16 protein-coding genes are annotated in these 14,381 nt (G+C 65.4%); 6 read left to right on the top strand and 10 right to left on the bottom strand.

The window, feature by feature from the left end; translation table 11 throughout:
- Positions 1–209: 209 nt before the first annotated feature.
- Genes ACFXGJ_RS05735 through ACFXGJ_RS05715 form a run of 5 tightly spaced genes read right to left on the bottom strand, consistent with a single transcriptional unit; the run spans position 210 to position 3,909 of the window.
- Positions 210–1,085, bottom strand: coding sequence for a hypothetical protein (locus ACFXGJ_RS05735; RefSeq protein WP_378617358.1), 876 nt, complete (start codon positions 1,083–1,085; stop codon positions 210–212).
- The gene (locus ACFXGJ_RS05730; protein WP_378617356.1) at positions 1,078–2,274 is read right to left on the bottom strand and encodes a hypothetical protein; all 1,197 of its coding nucleotides are present in this window, start codon (positions 2,272–2,274) and stop codon (positions 1,078–1,080) included. Before ACFXGJ_RS05730 ends, ACFXGJ_RS05735 begins: the two co-directional genes overlap by 8 nt.
- Positions 2,271–2,786: a YcxB family protein gene (locus tag ACFXGJ_RS05725; RefSeq protein WP_378617354.1), complete on the bottom strand. Its 516-nt coding sequence runs from the start codon at positions 2,784–2,786 to the stop codon at positions 2,271–2,273. Before ACFXGJ_RS05725 ends, ACFXGJ_RS05730 begins: the two co-directional genes overlap by 4 nt.
- Before the next feature lie 6 nt (positions 2,787–2,792).
- Positions 2,793–3,284, bottom strand: coding sequence for a hypothetical protein (locus ACFXGJ_RS05720; protein WP_378617352.1), 492 nt, complete (start codon positions 3,282–3,284; stop codon positions 2,793–2,795).
- A 55-nt stretch (positions 3,285–3,339) separates the two neighbouring features.
- Entirely contained in the window at positions 3,340–3,909 is a 570-nt protein-coding gene (locus ACFXGJ_RS05715) for a DUF4274 domain-containing protein (RefSeq protein ID WP_378617350.1), read from the bottom strand.
- A gap of 653 nt (positions 3,910–4,562) precedes the next feature.
- Here ACFXGJ_RS05715 and ACFXGJ_RS05710 point away from each other — a divergent pair.
- The 3 genes from ACFXGJ_RS05710 (at position 4,563) to ACFXGJ_RS05700 (ending at position 7,103) form a co-directional block, all read left to right on the top strand.
- A complete protein-coding gene (locus ACFXGJ_RS05710; RefSeq protein WP_378617348.1) occupies positions 4,563–5,141 on the top strand; it encodes a TetR/AcrR family transcriptional regulator in 579 nt (192 codons plus the stop codon).
- The gene (locus tag ACFXGJ_RS05705; protein WP_378617346.1) at positions 5,138–6,538 is read left to right on the top strand and encodes an MFS transporter; all 1,401 of its coding nucleotides are present in this window, start codon (positions 5,138–5,140) and stop codon (positions 6,536–6,538) included. Before ACFXGJ_RS05710 ends, ACFXGJ_RS05705 begins: the two co-directional genes overlap by 4 nt.
- 310 nt (positions 6,539–6,848) lie before the next feature.
- The gene (locus ACFXGJ_RS05700; RefSeq protein WP_378617344.1) at positions 6,849–7,103 is read left to right on the top strand and encodes a hypothetical protein; all 255 of its coding nucleotides are present in this window, start codon (positions 6,849–6,851) and stop codon (positions 7,101–7,103) included.
- A 275-nt stretch (positions 7,104–7,378) separates the two neighbouring features.
- Here the strand turns inward: ACFXGJ_RS05700 and ACFXGJ_RS05695 are convergent, their stop codons facing one another.
- The 3 genes from ACFXGJ_RS05695 to ACFXGJ_RS05685 form a co-directional block, all read right to left on the bottom strand.
- Complete coding sequence (locus ACFXGJ_RS05695) at positions 7,379–7,519, bottom strand: hypothetical protein (protein WP_378617342.1); 141 nt, start codon at positions 7,517–7,519, stop codon at positions 7,379–7,381.
- Positions 7,520–7,893: 374 nt separating this feature from the next.
- Entirely contained in the window at positions 7,894–8,187 is a 294-nt protein-coding gene (locus tag ACFXGJ_RS05690; RefSeq protein ID WP_378617340.1) for a hypothetical protein, read from the bottom strand.
- Positions 8,188–8,238: 51 nt separating this feature from the next.
- A complete protein-coding gene (locus ACFXGJ_RS05685) occupies positions 8,239–8,391 on the bottom strand; it encodes a hypothetical protein (RefSeq protein ID WP_378617338.1) in 153 nt (50 codons plus the stop codon).
- Positions 8,392–9,198: 807 nt separating this feature from the next.
- On the opposite strand from ACFXGJ_RS05685, the gene ACFXGJ_RS05680 reads away from it, so the two are divergent.
- The gene (locus ACFXGJ_RS05680) at positions 9,199–10,170 is read left to right on the top strand and encodes a ScbA/BarX family gamma-butyrolactone biosynthesis protein (RefSeq protein ID WP_378617404.1); all 972 of its coding nucleotides are present in this window, start codon (positions 9,199–9,201) and stop codon (positions 10,168–10,170) included.
- On the opposite strand, the gene ACFXGJ_RS05675 is transcribed toward ACFXGJ_RS05680, so the two are convergent.
- The gene (locus ACFXGJ_RS05675; protein WP_378617336.1) at positions 10,140–10,781 is read right to left on the bottom strand and encodes a ScbR family autoregulator-binding transcription factor; all 642 of its coding nucleotides are present in this window, start codon (positions 10,779–10,781) and stop codon (positions 10,140–10,142) included. The genes ACFXGJ_RS05680 and ACFXGJ_RS05675 overlap by 31 nt on opposite strands.
- A gap of 83 nt (positions 10,782–10,864) precedes the next feature.
- Between ACFXGJ_RS05675 and ACFXGJ_RS05670 the strand changes: the two genes are divergently transcribed.
- Entirely contained in the window at positions 10,865–11,809 is a 945-nt protein-coding gene (locus ACFXGJ_RS05670) for an NAD-dependent epimerase/dehydratase family protein (RefSeq protein WP_378617333.1), read from the top strand.
- A gap of 343 nt (positions 11,810–12,152) precedes the next feature.
- Positions 12,153–13,631: a glyceraldehyde-3-phosphate dehydrogenase gene (locus ACFXGJ_RS05665; RefSeq protein ID WP_378617331.1), complete on the top strand. Its 1,479-nt coding sequence runs from the start codon at positions 12,153–12,155 to the stop codon at positions 13,629–13,631.
- A 223-nt stretch (positions 13,632–13,854) separates the two neighbouring features.
- Here the strand turns inward: ACFXGJ_RS05665 and ACFXGJ_RS05660 are convergent, their stop codons facing one another.
- Complete coding sequence (locus tag ACFXGJ_RS05660; RefSeq protein WP_378617329.1) at positions 13,855–14,313, bottom strand: ACT domain-containing protein; 459 nt, start codon at positions 14,311–14,313, stop codon at positions 13,855–13,857.
- Between the last annotated feature and the right edge of the window lie 68 nt (positions 14,314–14,381).

Genomic DNA, 14,381 nt, shown 5'->3' with positions numbered 1-14,381 from the left:
GGCGACGGAGCGTGTCCTCACACTCGACTTCGCGATCGGCGCTGGCAAGCCCACCGACCAGCTGCTCGTCGCCGTGTGGGATCGGAACGACACCGTCACCGTCCACCACGAAAGCTGAGCCCGGCGTCCGGGACCCGGCCCGACCGAAATTGGCGATGTCTCTCGACGCCCCGAGACTCGTCGGCGCTTGTGACGCTGCTCGAGCAGCGTCACGTCGGGAGCTCTCCTCGTTCTTCCACGAGCCCGCGGAGGTACTCGGCGGTGTCCGGGCGAGCGGCGTCGACGGCCACGACGAGGCGTTCGCGGCGATCGTCAGCGAGCGCGGCGAGCGCGCCGATGAACTTCGGGAGCTCGTCCCTCCGACGCATGAGCAGCGCGTTGAGGAAGTTGGGCACCTCCCGCCAGCGCGCGCCGTGGCCGAGTTCCATGATCGCGAGTACTCGGTCGAAGTTGCTCGCGAAGTCCTTCTCGTTCGCCCATGCGCGGTCGACCCGACCGCTCTCGCGGAACGCCTCGGCTGCGGATCTCCAGTCCTCGGGCCAGTCGTCCGGGATCGGATCGAGCACCGGCGTCCTGTTCGTGCCGCCGAGTGCCTCGTGGATCGGTTCCCACTCATCGTCTTCACGGACCCAGCGGCCGAGCGTTCGGCGCACGAGCGCGCGCTGCGCATCGCCCCAGGTATCGGTCTCCGTGAGGAACGCGCGGCTCGCGTCCTCGCTGCCCGTGACGAACATCGAGCCGGTGCAGATGCTGTCGTGATCCCCGCGCGACTCCAGCCAGTTCGGCAGCACCCGGGCGGTGGCGGCTCCACACGTTGCCGGATCGGCTCGCGAGAGGACGCCGTAGGCGGCCTCGTAGATGCCGTAGTCGTCGAGCGGGTGCAACGACCAGAGGATCGCCTCGATGGTTTCCGCATCGACGGCCTGTCCGTCGAGGGCATCGAGCATCGCGAGGTACCGATTGATGCCTGCCTGCTGGACGGCGTCCTCCTCATCGCTGAGCGGCCCCGCCTCGTCCTGATGGATGCTGCCGCCCAGGCGGATAAGCTCGTCCCGCCACGCCTGATCGCGGCACTCGTCAGTCATCTCCGGTTCCGTCCTTCAGCAGCACCGCGATCGCCTGTCGGTCATACGGCAGGCCGACGCGCATGAGCGCCAGCCCCGCGTTGCCGACGTTCGTTCCCCACAACCGCTCGTTCGCCACCAAAGCCGCGAGGAACTGGCGCTGAGGCGCGCCGATGTTCTCGGGTACAGGTGGGTACTCACCAGGAACGAACTCGACCTCGGGGAACGCGGCACGAAGCAACGGTCCCCAGTCGTTGTCGGCTGTGTACGGGCTCGAAAGCTGCACTATCGCAACGGCCGCCGGCAAGATCGCGGCGAATGACGTTTCCCGTTGCAGGAGCGAATTCAGCAGCGTGAACCGGACGTGCATGGGAAAACTGCTCGGTCGCCGTTCGAACCACTGGTCGACCTCTTCCGGTTGAGTCAGCGCACGGACGAGTTCTTTCGCCGCTTCCCCAGAACGCGGCAGGCACAGGGCGGCACACGCGCGGATCGCGGGATCGGCGTCGGCGAGCCACCCGCTGACGTCGGCCCCGACGGTGCCGAGGGCGAGAACAGCCGCGGCTCGGTCATCACGCACCGTGGCGCTGTTCGCGAAGGAACGCAGCGCTGCGGCGGCTCGGTGCTGATACGGCGCAGTGGAATTGCAGTTCCAGTGCGCCAGTGCGCTCACCGCCCCGGCCTTGTGGGCGATGGCATCCGATCCCATCACCTGGAGCAGCCCCTCCATGACCGGGTCTGCCTGCTGCCGGAGCGCCGGGATGGCGTGAGTCATGAGCACACCCGCCACAGGCGACTCCCACGCCTCTTCCGATTCCTCTTCGTCGTCGGATGCAAGGGTCTCGAAGAACTTGCGTTCCTCCTCGGCGGAAGGCGGCACGGCCTCACCTTCGGACGCAAGCAGCTGCCCGGCCAGGGTCAGACTGTCGCCCGCCGCATCGAGGAAGTCCACCAGCGCGGGCAGGCGCGCTGACGCGGTCTTCCGGTCCGCGGCGCCGATCCAGAACGAGACGGCTTGTGCAACAGCGGCAACCGCGGGTGTCGCTGCCGGATAGATGGTTCCCTGATGCAGCACCGCGCTGTACAGATGCTCCATCGCCGTCGAGAACGCCGTCTCGTCGGCAGCCACCAACGCCTCCAAATGAGTCGGCGTGTCCGTCGCCACCGCATAGGCGTGGAACAGCCGGTCCCAGTCGTAGGTCTCGCTCATGCGACGTACTCCTGTTCATCACGCCGCGCCCGATCGATGTACTCCTCGGCCAGTGCAAGTGCACTGTCGTCGAGCGCGCGACCTGGCACGAAGAACGCCGCCTTCCCCGCCATGTTCCGAAACACGATGCCGTCCTTGACGCGCACCGCGCCGGAGACCGAATTCCACGGCGCGCGCGATGAACCGAAACTGCCATCCAACCCCAGCCCGTCCGCATCGATCCGCACCGTGAGTCGCGATCCGACACCCATGGCGTCATCGACCGCCTTCACGGCAACACGGCGAAGGATGCCCACGAAGACGACGAGCAGCAGCGCGAGGGCTGCGATCACCCCGAATGCGAACACCCCGATGGGGCGACCCGACACCGCCAACACGACGCCGACGGCCAGCACGATCGGGTACGTGATCATGCTCGCGATCCTCAGGCGACGCGACACCGCCGCATCGACGAACGCCCGCCGGACGGCCGCCCTGTCCGCGGCATCGATCGTGATGCTGTTCTCGAACACGGCGGCTTACTCGCTTCCCTGTATCCCCGGCCTGATGAGCGCCGCGCGAATCCGGTCGAACGCCTGCCGAGTCTCCGGCGACGCGAGGAAGTCGTCCAGCGGCGCCCCGCTCGCCCGGAAGTCCGCCTCCTCGAGCAGCGCGATACCGAGTGCAGCGATCCGCTCCGACGACCGTCCCTCCAGATAGCCGGCCCACGCCTCCAGCGCGGTGATCGCGCGCAGGAGATCCGGATCCATGTCGCCATCCGACAGGTCGCCCTCGTCGATCTCGACGATCCATGCCCGAAGCTGCTCGGCAGACGCTGTACCCGCTCCGTCGGCTGCAGAGCTGACGGCGCGTGCTCCGTCCTCCGTCAGCTCTGCTGCGGCCGCCGCTGCCACGCCGTCCGCTGTGAGGAGCTCCCGCGTGACCGCGATCCCGAACTCGACCTGCGCCTCGGCCGTGGCGTGGGTTGCACGCTCACGAACGAGGTTCTCGACTTCCTCGTAGCTGCTCACGCCGCGTCGCCTTCCAGGATGGGCGAGGTGGGCGCAGTCACCGGATTGCGGGCCATCATTCGTCGTCCTCACCTTCGGCCTGCCATGCAGCTTCAAGTTCTTCGAGCACAGCGGGTGGTATCCCCTCGACCCATCCGTTGGACTCCACGTATCCGCGGATGTCGACGTCATTCCCGGTGACGGACTCGAACATCACCTGAGGGATCAGCCATCCCGGATCGTCGTGTGCGCCGTGCGCTTCAGCCGTCCAGTCCTGGCCGGGGTGTTTCGGATTCCCGGTCGGCGTCGAGAGGTCGTTCGCCGGGTCGAACGACGCACCGGCCACCGCCAGGGTGCCGGAGGCGACCCGGGCCTGCAGTGCATGCAGGTTCGTCCATCCCACGCGATTGACCGGCGGGACATCGGCCTCGGTGCGGAACTTCTGGTAGTAGCCGGGCTGGGAGTACCAGTACAAGGCCGCGGCGGTGGCCCTGTCGAGCCGCGGATGTGCGGCCATCCACGCGATCAGTCCGGACTTGCCCTCGTAGTTCATCGCGCATGCCGTCACCAGCCACTCGGTCGCGGGCGCGCTCTCGAGGAACTCGCGCAACAGGCGCAGCTCCAGCTCGTCGTAGTCAACGCTCATAGCTCGGCTGCCCGATCGACCAGGGTGCCGTCCAGATCGAAGATGATCACATCTGCCACGGGATGATCATCTCGTGGTGCCTGGCCATGACAACCGGAGGGCCGGCATTCTCCCCCGGAAGTCTCGCTCGCGGATCGTCGTACAGGACAACAGATTCACGAACTGCTCGTTGCGATTACGGGTCAGCCCACACCAAACAGCACCTCGCGGGCGCTGCCTTGGGCCACTACCTGCTGCGCCGTCGCTACGGCCTGCTCGGGTTCCACCATGTGTGTGACACCGCAATGGGGGTCGGGACGTCCGCAGTGATCGCCGGCACGGCCTGCTTTGCCGTTGTCCGGATCACCGAGTCGTGCTTCCAGATCTCCGAAGCGGTGCGGCGGTCTCCCTGCTGGCTGGCGCACTCACTGCGCTGATCATGTTCGCGGTTGCTGTGAAGGCCATCGGGATCCCGGAAATTCGTCCTCCAGGAGGGTCGCCAAACAGGACAGCAAATTCTGGACAGTGGGATCCGGCTCGGCAGCTCCGGACGCCGGAACTTCTGCTCACCAGCGTTCAGAATGTGCACCCTCAGCCCAGGTCTCGGCGTTGCACAGCTCACAGTGCCCGGCCAGCCCTTTAAGTATGTAGTTAGTTACTAGTAACTTAGGGTTATGACTCGACGCCAACGGATGAGCGGACCGGACCGCAGGCAACAAGTCCTGCAGATCGCCGCAACAGAGTTCGCAGGCGGAGGCCTGCACGGCGCGTCGGTAGAGAACATCGCCCGGCAAGCCGAGATCACCCAGGCCTACGTCTTCCGAATCTTCGGGACCAAGAAGGCCTTGTTCGAAGAAGTGATGGTCACAGCATTCGACAGACTGACAGACGGAATGCGGGAAGCCGCCGGAGAAGCAACCGGACGCGAGGCACTCGCCCGCATGGGCGCCCGTTACAACGACATGCTCACCGACCGAACATCCCTGCTACTCCAACTGCAGGGCTTCGCCGCGTGCGGCGACCCGGACGTCCGAGACGCTGTCCGTGCCAGCGTCGCCCGGATGTGGACGGTCGTCGCCGACACCACCGGCCTCGACCCGGTGACGGTCAAGTCGTTCCTCGCATTCGGCATGCTCCTCAACACCGGAGCCGCCCTACAAGTCCACGACGTCGACGCGCCCTGGGCCGCCGGGATCACGACCCGTATCCAAGCCGGACTCTTCGACCACATCACCGACGAGACCAACAAATGAACACGCCAGCGAGCACGGCCGAGACACAAGAGCCGCGACTGCTGGTCCCCTCTTTGGTGTTCATCGCGCTCGTCGTCGCCGCGGTCGGCAGCCTCGGCGCACCCCTGATCACCAGCGTCGCAACCACACTGGATGTCTCCCTCGCCAGCGCGCAGTGGACCCTGACGATCACCCTGCTGGCCGGCGCCGTCGCCACACCGGTCCTCGGTCGTCTCGGCGCCGGCCCCCGCCGCCGCGTCACCATCCTCGCCACACTCGCGGTCGTCGTCGTCGGCAGCCTGCTCACCGCCGCACCACTGCCGTTCGCCTGGCTCCTCGTCGGCCGCGCCGCCCAAGGCGTCGGCCTGGGCCTGACCGCACTGATGATGGGCGTCGCCCGCGACCACCTGCACGAAGACCGCGCGGCAGCCACCATCGCACTGCTGTCCGTCGCATCCACCATCGGCATCGGCATCGGCTACCCACTGGCCGGGCTGCTCACCGAACTCGGAGGCATCCGCGCGGCCTACGGTCTCGGCGCTGCCGTGACCGCGATCGCGCTGCTGACGGCCTGGCGCAGCATCCCCACCCCACCCGCAGGCCGATCAGCCCGAGTCGACCTACCCGGCGCATTCCTACTGGCCGGAGGAATTCTCCTGGTCCTGCTCCTCGTCAGCGAAACCGGACTGTGGACCGGGCATCTCGGCCGGGCCGTCACCCTCGCCGTCCTCGCGATGCTCCTCCTCGCAGTCTGGATCCTCGCCGAACGGCGCGCCCCGGCGCCGCTGGTCGATGTCCGACTCCTCCGACATGGTGCGGTCGCTGGCGCCAACGCCGCCATGCTCGTCGGCGGTATCGGGATGTACCTGCTGCTCACCCTCATCACCCGCTACGCCCAAACACCCGGCGACGCCGGATACGGCTTCGGTCTGACCACCTTCGTCGCCGGACTCGTCCTGGTTCCGTTCTCCCTGCTCGGCTTCGTCGCCGGAAGGGTCACCCCCCGCATGCGTCAACGGCTCGGTGCGCCCACTCTCCTCGCGGCGGGCGCCCTCGTCGTTCTCGCCGCGTTCGCCGTCTTCGCCGGGGCCCGCTCGAACCTCGTCGACCTACTCGTGGCGATGGCAATCCTCGGCTTCGGTGTCGGTGTCTTCTCGGCCGCCATGCCCTCTGTCATCCTCGCCGTCACTCCGCAGAGCGAGACCTCGAGCTCCATGAGCGTCAACCAGGTCGTCCGCAGCGTCGGCTTCTCCCTCGGCAGCGCGGTCGGTGGCCTGGTGCTCGCCGCCGGTACCCCTGCCGGTGACCTGTTCCCCACGAGTGACGCCTACACCGCCGCGGCATGGATCGGCATCGCGGCGATGACAGCCACGGCACTGATGTGCACGGTGCTCGGCAGCCGATCCACATCCCGATAGCCGACATCTCGCTCGATGCAGCCCAGTTCGCGTGGTTTTCGCAGTCCACAGTACCGAGGTGAACTCCTGCGACTGGTTGCACGCGAGGCGCCGGGACGCACAGTTCGCGAGGTCGATGATTTGATGAAAAGTCACTGTGCCGCAGACGAAGTAAGGCTTCTGGATTTCATCTCCTGTGGCAGCATCTCTACGAGTCGGCACTAGATGAGCCGCTATCGGCGGATGGTCCTTCGGAAGGACTGCCGTGCCCCTGAATGCCACGTCGCTCCACATCGGCAGTCTGATTCGGCGCGATGGACGGGTGTCGGCCATGTCGGAATTTCACGCCGATCGAGTGCTGTTGCGCTCGAGTACAACGGGATCGGTTGTCTCGATCGACGAACCCGTCGACGAACCGCACACCAGCTTCGCTGACGAGCAACCTGCCGCGGGTGTGGAGTGCGCGGTAGTGATCGACAGAGGGGTCGGCGTACACGCGGCCCAGCAGGTCGGGATAGTCCGGATACCGCTCGGCGTGCAGCTCCGCCAGAACTCCTCCGGCCACGGCGGGCCGTCCGGCGGCTGATCGACTATGAATCCTTCTGATGTGGACGTCACCTGAAATGGAGTCGGATCACCGCTGCAACAGGAATGCCCATCGCCAGCGCAGGCCGACGTAGATGATGCCGGCGGGGCGTAGCAAGAAACCTTCGGAGGATGCCAGGAGGGAGGAGCGCAGAAGCTTTTCTCCTCGAAAGGGAACACAGCTATCCCTTCCTGACACCTCCGAAGGTACTTGCGAGCATCTAACTCAACTCGTATCAGCTGCTCTACGGGCGAGAGCTTGATCCGCGTCGCTCGTCAGCCCTTGCTGGCTGACTCGAGACTCGACCAGCCGGCGCCCTGACTGGATGCAGTATCCAGTCCGGTCACGGTCAGCGAGGTGAGGCCCGCCATGAGATTGACCAGTCCATTCCAGTAGGTCGCAAACACAGTTGTCATCCTCCTTTCTCAGGACAGGGAGTGCAGGAACGTGGTGAGGGGGCCGTTGATCCCCGTCCAGGTCTGCGCGATATTCGACATCAGATCTGCAGAGAATGCTTGGATTGGCATGTCGCTTCCTTCCTGTCAGAATCCGACAGACAATTGCAGGCCCACGAACCCGGCGCCCAGCAGCATGGGCAGCGCTTGCGTCACCGTCTGTCCCAGCGAGCCGGTTGACTCAGCTATCGATCCCATCGTTTCGTTCACCTCCCATCCGAGTAGCTATTGGTGGACATCGTGTTCAGGCTGTCGAGCGACCCGCCCACGGCGGGTATCACTCCAAGGCCCAAATTCAGTAACGCGTTGGCGAGGGCGCCGAGCATCGATTCTCCTTAGGGTGCGGTGAAGTAGAAGCCGTACGCCGAGTTCTTACTCGGGTGCTTGTGAGCGTTGAATACTGCAGAGTCGATGTGCGTCGACCCGCCGGTGGTCGCCGTCGCCCATGGGTTCGGACTGGTGATCGAAGCGGTGGGCGTGGCGTTCAGGACCACGTACGAACTGGAGAACTGCACAGCGAATGCCATGGCGGCGCTGCCGTTGATGCAGTAGCTGCCGTCGGCGCCGGTCGTGGCAGAGCCGACGCCGCTGGAGGTCGTGCCCGTGCTGTTCCAGAGCGTGCCCGTCACCGTGACACCCGAGACGCCCGTCGCCCCTGCCGGCAGTGTGGGGAGGGCCTTTCACGGAGCGCCGGTGTAGACGGTTCCACACATCTGGTAGTCCGTGGTGGGTGTTCCCTCGACTGCGGTTGCCGCCTGGGCGGTGCCGGCGAAGGCGAGGGCGGCCGCGGATGCGAGTGCTGCGCCGATGATTCCAGTCTTCTTGATCCCCATCGTGTGGGTACCTTTCATTGAAGCTATCGAATCTCGTGTTGGTAGTGCACCGTGCGGCTCGAGTGTGTGACCTCGGTTTGCACGCCCACCGGTCCGATGCCTCGGACCGGTACACCCCCTGTCGTCGAGCAGGGTGATTCGTGAGGTGCCCTTCTGTCCTGGCTGGCTGTCACGCCAAGAGCCGAAAGAGCTCCGGTTAGTGGATCATTCAGCGCTTCGGCTGTCCGACCGGCACGCGGGTCCGGACGGAGCCGCGGCACTCGATCGGTATCGAGATTCGCCGATTCCCTTTCCTTGCAAGTGAATTCACGGCCAGGGCCGTGGTGACCTGCGTCTCATGGGACTCCTCGATCTCGTGTGACGGTGCACGCGCGAAACGATCGCTTTCAGGTATGTGGTGGATCACTCGATCTCTGGGTGGGGAGGTTACTCACGGCTGGAGCGGCCTGTCCGCGGAATCGAATAAATAACCGGTCAACCGGTATTGAAAAGTTTGTCTACCCCCTCTGGCGCCTCCGGTGAACAGGGGATTCGTCCACCAGATCGATCGACGGGCGACCGGCCATCAATTCCCTGCTTTGGCCGCGATAATCAGAAAAAGGGGACAAAGGAGACACATCTGTCGTCGATGTGATGGGAAATGGAGCTATGCACCTGGTCGTGATTCACGCGGTTTGTTCGTAAGTCCCGGTCGAGTTGGGGGTGGTCGATCGGCCTTCAGATATCCATCCTCGGACGGACGGGGTCGGTCTTGCGCCGGACGGTGCACGTCATGTCGTAACTCAAGTCAAAACCCGGACGGTTGGCATGTTCGGGTCTACCCTCCGTAAAATGTTGCAGGCGTTGAGTTTTGAATCGACAGTTCCGAGAAGGTTCGTGCACCGGCAGTCCGTGTCCGAGGTCTACCTCACGGACAGTGTTCCTTCGGGCGGGGTCGGCCGATTTCGTCTCGGTGCCCAGTGGCCGCGTCAGCACGCCTTCTATCGAACGTGCACGGACCGCTACGACACGATGCTTCTGGCGGAAACGGCTCGGCAGTGCGCCATCTACCTAGCGCACATGCACTACTCCGTACCTCTCGCTCACCGGTTCACGATGCAGACGATGCGCGTCGAGTCGAATCTGGACAGGTTGACGGTCGGACCCCGCCCCGCCGACGTTGTCATCGACGCACGGGTGACCGAGCAGGCGCGGCGGCGAGGTCGACTGTCAGCCTTCAGTGTTGATGTCGACTTCCACATCGACGGTGAGGTGGCGGGGCGTGCGCTGGCGGCGGCGAACGTTCTCACGGTGGACGAGTACGAGCGAGTGCGGTGGAGCGGGGACCGTGCACCGTCGGTCGGTCTTGTCCCGCAACCGGATCCGGTCTCGCCGGCCGCGGTGTGTGCCCCGGACACTCTGGCAGTCGTCTTGGGTGTGCACCCCTCGGGCCCGGGCCGGGGGCGATGGCCGCTTCGGGTCGATCTGACACACCCCGTGTTGTTCGACCATCCGTCCGATCACGTGCCCGGCGCCGTTGTTCTCGAGGCGGCTCGCCAGAGCGCTCGGCTGCGTCTCGGGCGACCCTGCGCCGATGTCGAGTCCCTCGTGATGAGGTTCCGCCGGTTTCTCGAATTGGACGAGCCAACCATCGTGGCTACCACCCTCCGGCGCGACGAGGAGGACTGCGTCGGGGTCGAGTTCTCTCAGTGGGGCCAGACGAAGGTATCGGGCACCGTGCTCTTGTCTCCATCGACAGCCGGCCACGGTCACCCGGACGTCGGATCCCACCGCGCATGACGGTATCGATCGATCTTGTGCCGACGTCGGGGCGTGACGATCGCCGACAGAATGAACGTCAGCATCTGGTCGAGTCGAGCCTCGAGGTCGTCGCGCTGGGTGAGCACGTTCGACACGAGCTGGACTCCGGTGAAGGCCGAGACGAAGTAGCGCGCGAGTTCCGCGGGATCGACCGTATCGAGAACATCACCTTCTTCGATCGCGGAACGGAACACGGAGTCGACACCGTCGATCCAGTCGACATACGGCTGCGGTGGTCCGACGTCGGCGCTCATCTCGATGGTGAGGCGGATACCCGCGCGGACGATGGGATCCTCGACGATCTCGCGACCCATCTCGTAGCACAGCATCACCAGCTGTTCGAGGGCCGGTGCCTCCGTCTGCCGGATCCGACCGACCGCTGTCATCGAGATCGCATGCTGCTCCTCGATGACAACAGCAGCGAGATCGTCCTTCGACTTGAAGTGAAAGTACAGCGCGCCCTTGGTGACTCTGGACAGATCGACGATCTCGGCCAGGCTGGCGCGCTCGTACCCGGTTTCGTCGAACCGCTCGGCGGCGGCCTTGATGATCTGTTGCCGAGTCGCGATCGCTCGCTCCTGCTTGACCACTACGTCAACGCCCTCTCTTGTCGACTCCAGATCGGATATACCACGACCGCAGTCTCGGTCGCCGACCGTCCGGGCCACATCCGATGACGCCGGAATCCAGCGGGCGGAACAGCCACCTCGTTCATGTCGCAGTAATCGGGGCGTCCGGTTTCATCGGCGCAGCCACTCTACGGGCCTTGGTTGCAGCCGGCGGCGAGGTGACCGCTGTGGTGAGGCGCCCTCCGGCGGCCCCGCTAGCCGAGGTCCGCTACCAACAGGCCGATCTCGGTGACCTACGAACGCTGGTGCGAGCGTTCGAGGGTGTCGACGTGATCGTCCACGCCGCCGGATACACGGGCGCGGACGGGGACCTGTGCGAGCAGGTCAACTACGTCGGGACCCAGAACGTGCTCGCGGCGGCAGACGTCCACGGTGTCGAAGCCGTCATCAATCTCAGCAGCATCGGTGTCTACGGCCCGGGTCCGTTCACCGACGTTGTCGAAGACACCCGAGAACCGAATCCAGTCACAGCCGTCAGTGCCACCCGCGCGGCAGCCGACCGGATCGTCCGCGCCCACGGTGGCATCACCGTCAGGCCCGGCTTCATCCACGGACGCCGCGATCGCTGGTTCCTGCCTGGCCTCCGTCACATCCTCGGCAAGACACGTGCCTGGGTCGACGGCGGTGCCGCACTGCTGTCGACCATCTCCGTCGACGAGCTCGGCTCCCTGATCGCCGACGTGGCGCTGACCTGCTCCGTCGACGACAGAGGCGCCCTGTTTCACGCGGCCCATCCTGAACCGCACTCGGTGTTCGACATCGCGACGGAATTGGCCGGCAACGATCTAGTTGCCCCCGATGCCCGCTGCACATATGCGGAGGCGCTGGCCCACGCGGCTACGGCCGGCCTCACCGCCCGGCACATCGACCTCGTAGGCCGAGACCACACCATCAACCCGACCAGATTGTGGCACCGAACCGGACGAACACCAATGCCTGGCGCCGGCGCTGGTATTCGCCTGACTGATTCCAACTGGATCCGCCAGTGAGGATAGGACATCTCGGCCTGGCTTGAGACCTGGGTCACTGCACTCAGGTCGAGCGTGAAGCCATCCTTGAGGCTCCGATCACCACAGACGGATACGTCGGAAGGTTCGCCGGGGCACCCTTCGTGTGAGGCGGCAGGTCCACGCCCGCGGGACGGTTTCGGCGACCGGCTTGTTGATGCGAGGGAGCGCTTCAATATGCTGGGTGATGCGCACGTCGTAATCGACGTCGGTCGTGAACTGATCCACCGATCCAGAAGGCTGACCGGCGAGTGACCTGCGTCTCGTCCGGGCCGGCATCCAACCACCGGACGTGCCACACGAGCCGACAAGGCAGAGGAGCGCAGTGAGCACAGCGGAATTGGCACAGTGGAACTCCGAAGAGGCACTTGCGGAGGCGATGATCCCCATCATCGGCGGCCTGCACCGCAGGCATTCGGTGACCATTCTGCTGCACAGCCGCTCGCTGGTGAATAAGTCGGTCATCAAGATCCTGCGGACCCATCGCTTCGCCCGACAGATCCGTGGTGACGAGCTGTCCGTCGAGGAGACGTTCCCCTTCCTCGAGGCGCTGACCGACCTCGATCTGCGGCCCTCGAAGATCGACCTCGGCCTGTTGGTGACCGCCTACCACGCCCACGGTGGTGGAGCGCCGATCCCCGAGTTCGTCGCGGAGAGCCTCGCCGACCTTGTCGGTGGTGCCCAGACGAGCCCCGCGCAGCCCCAGGATGTCGTCCTCTACGGATTCGGGCGTATCGGTCGACTCGTGGCGCGACTCCTCATCGAGAAGGCCGGTTCGGGCAACGGCTTGAACCTGCGTGCCGTCGTCGTCCGGAAGGGCGGTGAGGACGACCTGGTCAAGCGTGCGTCACTGCTGCGCCGCGACTCCGTCCACGGTCAGTTCGAAGGCACAATCAAGGTCGACGACGAGAACAACACGCTCATCGCCAATGGCAACGTCATCAAGTTCATCTACAGCAACGATCCGACGAGTGTCGACTACACCGAGTACGGCATCGACAATGCGATCCTGATCGACAACACCGGGATCTGGCGTGACCGCGACGGGCTGTCGCAGCACCTCCGCCCTGGTGTGGCGAAGGTGGTGTTGACCGCGCCCGGCAAGGGTGACGTCCCCAACATCGTGCACGGCGTCAATCACCGCGACATCGATCCGACCGAGAACATCGTGTCGTGCGCGTCCTGCACCACGAACGCCATCGTCCCGCCGCTGAAGGCCATGGACGACGAGTTCGGCGTCGTGCGGGGCCACGTCGAGACTGTCCACTCGTTCACCAATGACCAGAACCTGCTGGACAACTTCCACAAGGCCGACCGGCGTGGCCGATCGGCGCCGTTCAACCTCGTTCTCACCGAGACGGGTGCGGCCTCCGCGATTGCGAAGGCGCTTCCCGACCTGAAGGCCAAGATCACCGGCAATTCGATCCGCGTGCCCACGCCGGACGTGTCAGTCGCGATCCTCAACCTTCAGCTCGGTCGCGACGCCACCAAAGATGAAGTGTTGGAGCACCTTCGCCAGGAATCGCTCACCGGAGCGTTGAGCCGGAACCTCGACTACACCGCGGCAACCGACGCCGTGTCGAGTGACTTCATCGGCTCGCGTGCGGCGTGCATCGTCGACGCGAACGCCGCGATCGTCGACGGCGACACCGCCATCCTGTACGTCTGGTACGACAACGAGTTCGGCTACTCATGCCAGGTCGTGCGTACCGTCCAGTACCTCTCGGGCGTGGAGTACCCGGTCTATCCCGCGACGGACAGCGCTGCCGTGGAGCCGAGCGGTTCGCCTGTCACTGCTCGGTGACATCGCCCCTGCGAGGGGTCGCCTGTCGGGGTGGATGCCGTTGCAGCAGAGGTGCGTTCGCCATCTGAACCCTCCTTGCGGTTCCGCGTCCCGTGAGGCCACTGAATCGGCGGGGCACCTGACCTGGTCCGGGAGCCCTTGCCGGCGTGTGCCTCGGCATCGAGTGCCGGCGCCGCTCAGGTTCCCGACAGGGTGATCCTTGGATTCCCGGTATGACTCCGGGCTATTTGTCCGTAGCGGCGACGCCTTGACGAAGGTCTCGTAGGGCGCGAACGGCGTCGTCGCGCCGGTCGAAGGGCACCAGGATGTGGTCGTGGTGGAAGCCCGCGAGCACGTTGCAGCTGATCCCCGCCCGTCCGAGTGCGGACGAGAAGGCCGCGGTCAGCCCGACTGCCTCGAGCGACGAATGGACGGTGAGAGTGAGCCAGGCAGAGACGAACTCGCCCGAGAGACCGTGGGCATCCGCGTCGCTGCGGCGGAGCACGAGCGTGACGCCCTCACGCTCGGCCACTGTCGCCTGAGCATCGGCAACGGCCGGATGGCTCGGATCGACGGTGGCGTAGACGTACGGTTCAGGTCGCACATCGACGTCGAGGGTGCGCAGTATCTGCGCGAGGTCGGTGAGCCCGCTGACCACGCCGGGTTCTCGGGAGTTGTTCGACGAGCGCGGTGGCGTTGGCATGGATCGGGCACTCCCCGTCTGTGAGGTAGTCGGGCACGCCGGGCAGCCTGTTCAGGCCGGTTGTCGGC

This window comes from Rhodococcus sp. NPDC059234, assembly GCF_042754225.1.
Lineage (GTDB): Bacteria > Actinomycetota > Actinomycetes > Mycobacteriales > Mycobacteriaceae > Rhodococcus_G.
This window is presented reverse-complemented; position numbering and strand designations above follow the sequence as displayed.

Excerpts from the sequence above, each read along its gene's own strand:
- ACFXGJ_RS05735 (WP_378617358.1), bottom strand. The coding sequence starts at position 1,085 with ATGACTGACGAGTGCCGCGATCAGGCGTGGCGGGACGAGCTTATCCGC.
- ACFXGJ_RS05730 (WP_378617356.1), bottom strand. The coding sequence starts at position 2,274 with ATGAGCGAGACCTACGACTGGGACCGGCTGTTCCACGCCTATGCGGTG.
- ACFXGJ_RS05715 (WP_378617350.1), bottom strand. The coding sequence starts at position 3,909 with ATGAGCGTTGACTACGACGAGCTGGAGCTGCGCCTGTTGCGCGAGTTC.
- ACFXGJ_RS05710 (WP_378617348.1), top strand. The coding sequence starts at position 4,563 with ATGACTCGACGCCAACGGATGAGCGGACCGGACCGCAGGCAACAAGTC.
- ACFXGJ_RS05705 (WP_378617346.1), top strand. The coding sequence starts at position 5,138 with ATGAACACGCCAGCGAGCACGGCCGAGACACAAGAGCCGCGACTGCTG.
- ACFXGJ_RS05700 (WP_378617344.1), top strand. The coding sequence starts at position 6,849 with ATGTCGGAATTTCACGCCGATCGAGTGCTGTTGCGCTCGAGTACAACG.
- ACFXGJ_RS05695 (WP_378617342.1), bottom strand. The coding sequence starts at position 7,519 with ATGACAACTGTGTTTGCGACCTACTGGAATGGACTGGTCAATCTCATG.
- ACFXGJ_RS05685 (WP_378617338.1), bottom strand. The coding sequence starts at position 8,391 with ATGGGGATCAAGAAGACTGGAATCATCGGCGCAGCACTCGCATCCGCG.
- ACFXGJ_RS05680 (WP_378617404.1), top strand. The coding sequence starts at position 9,199 with ATGTTCGGGTCTACCCTCCGTAAAATGTTGCAGGCGTTGAGTTTTGAA.
- ACFXGJ_RS05670 (WP_378617333.1), top strand. The coding sequence starts at position 10,865 with ATGACGCCGGAATCCAGCGGGCGGAACAGCCACCTCGTTCATGTCGCA.
- ACFXGJ_RS05660 (WP_378617329.1), bottom strand. The coding sequence starts at position 14,313 with ATGCCAACGCCACCGCGCTCGTCGAACAACTCCCGAGAACCCGGCGTG.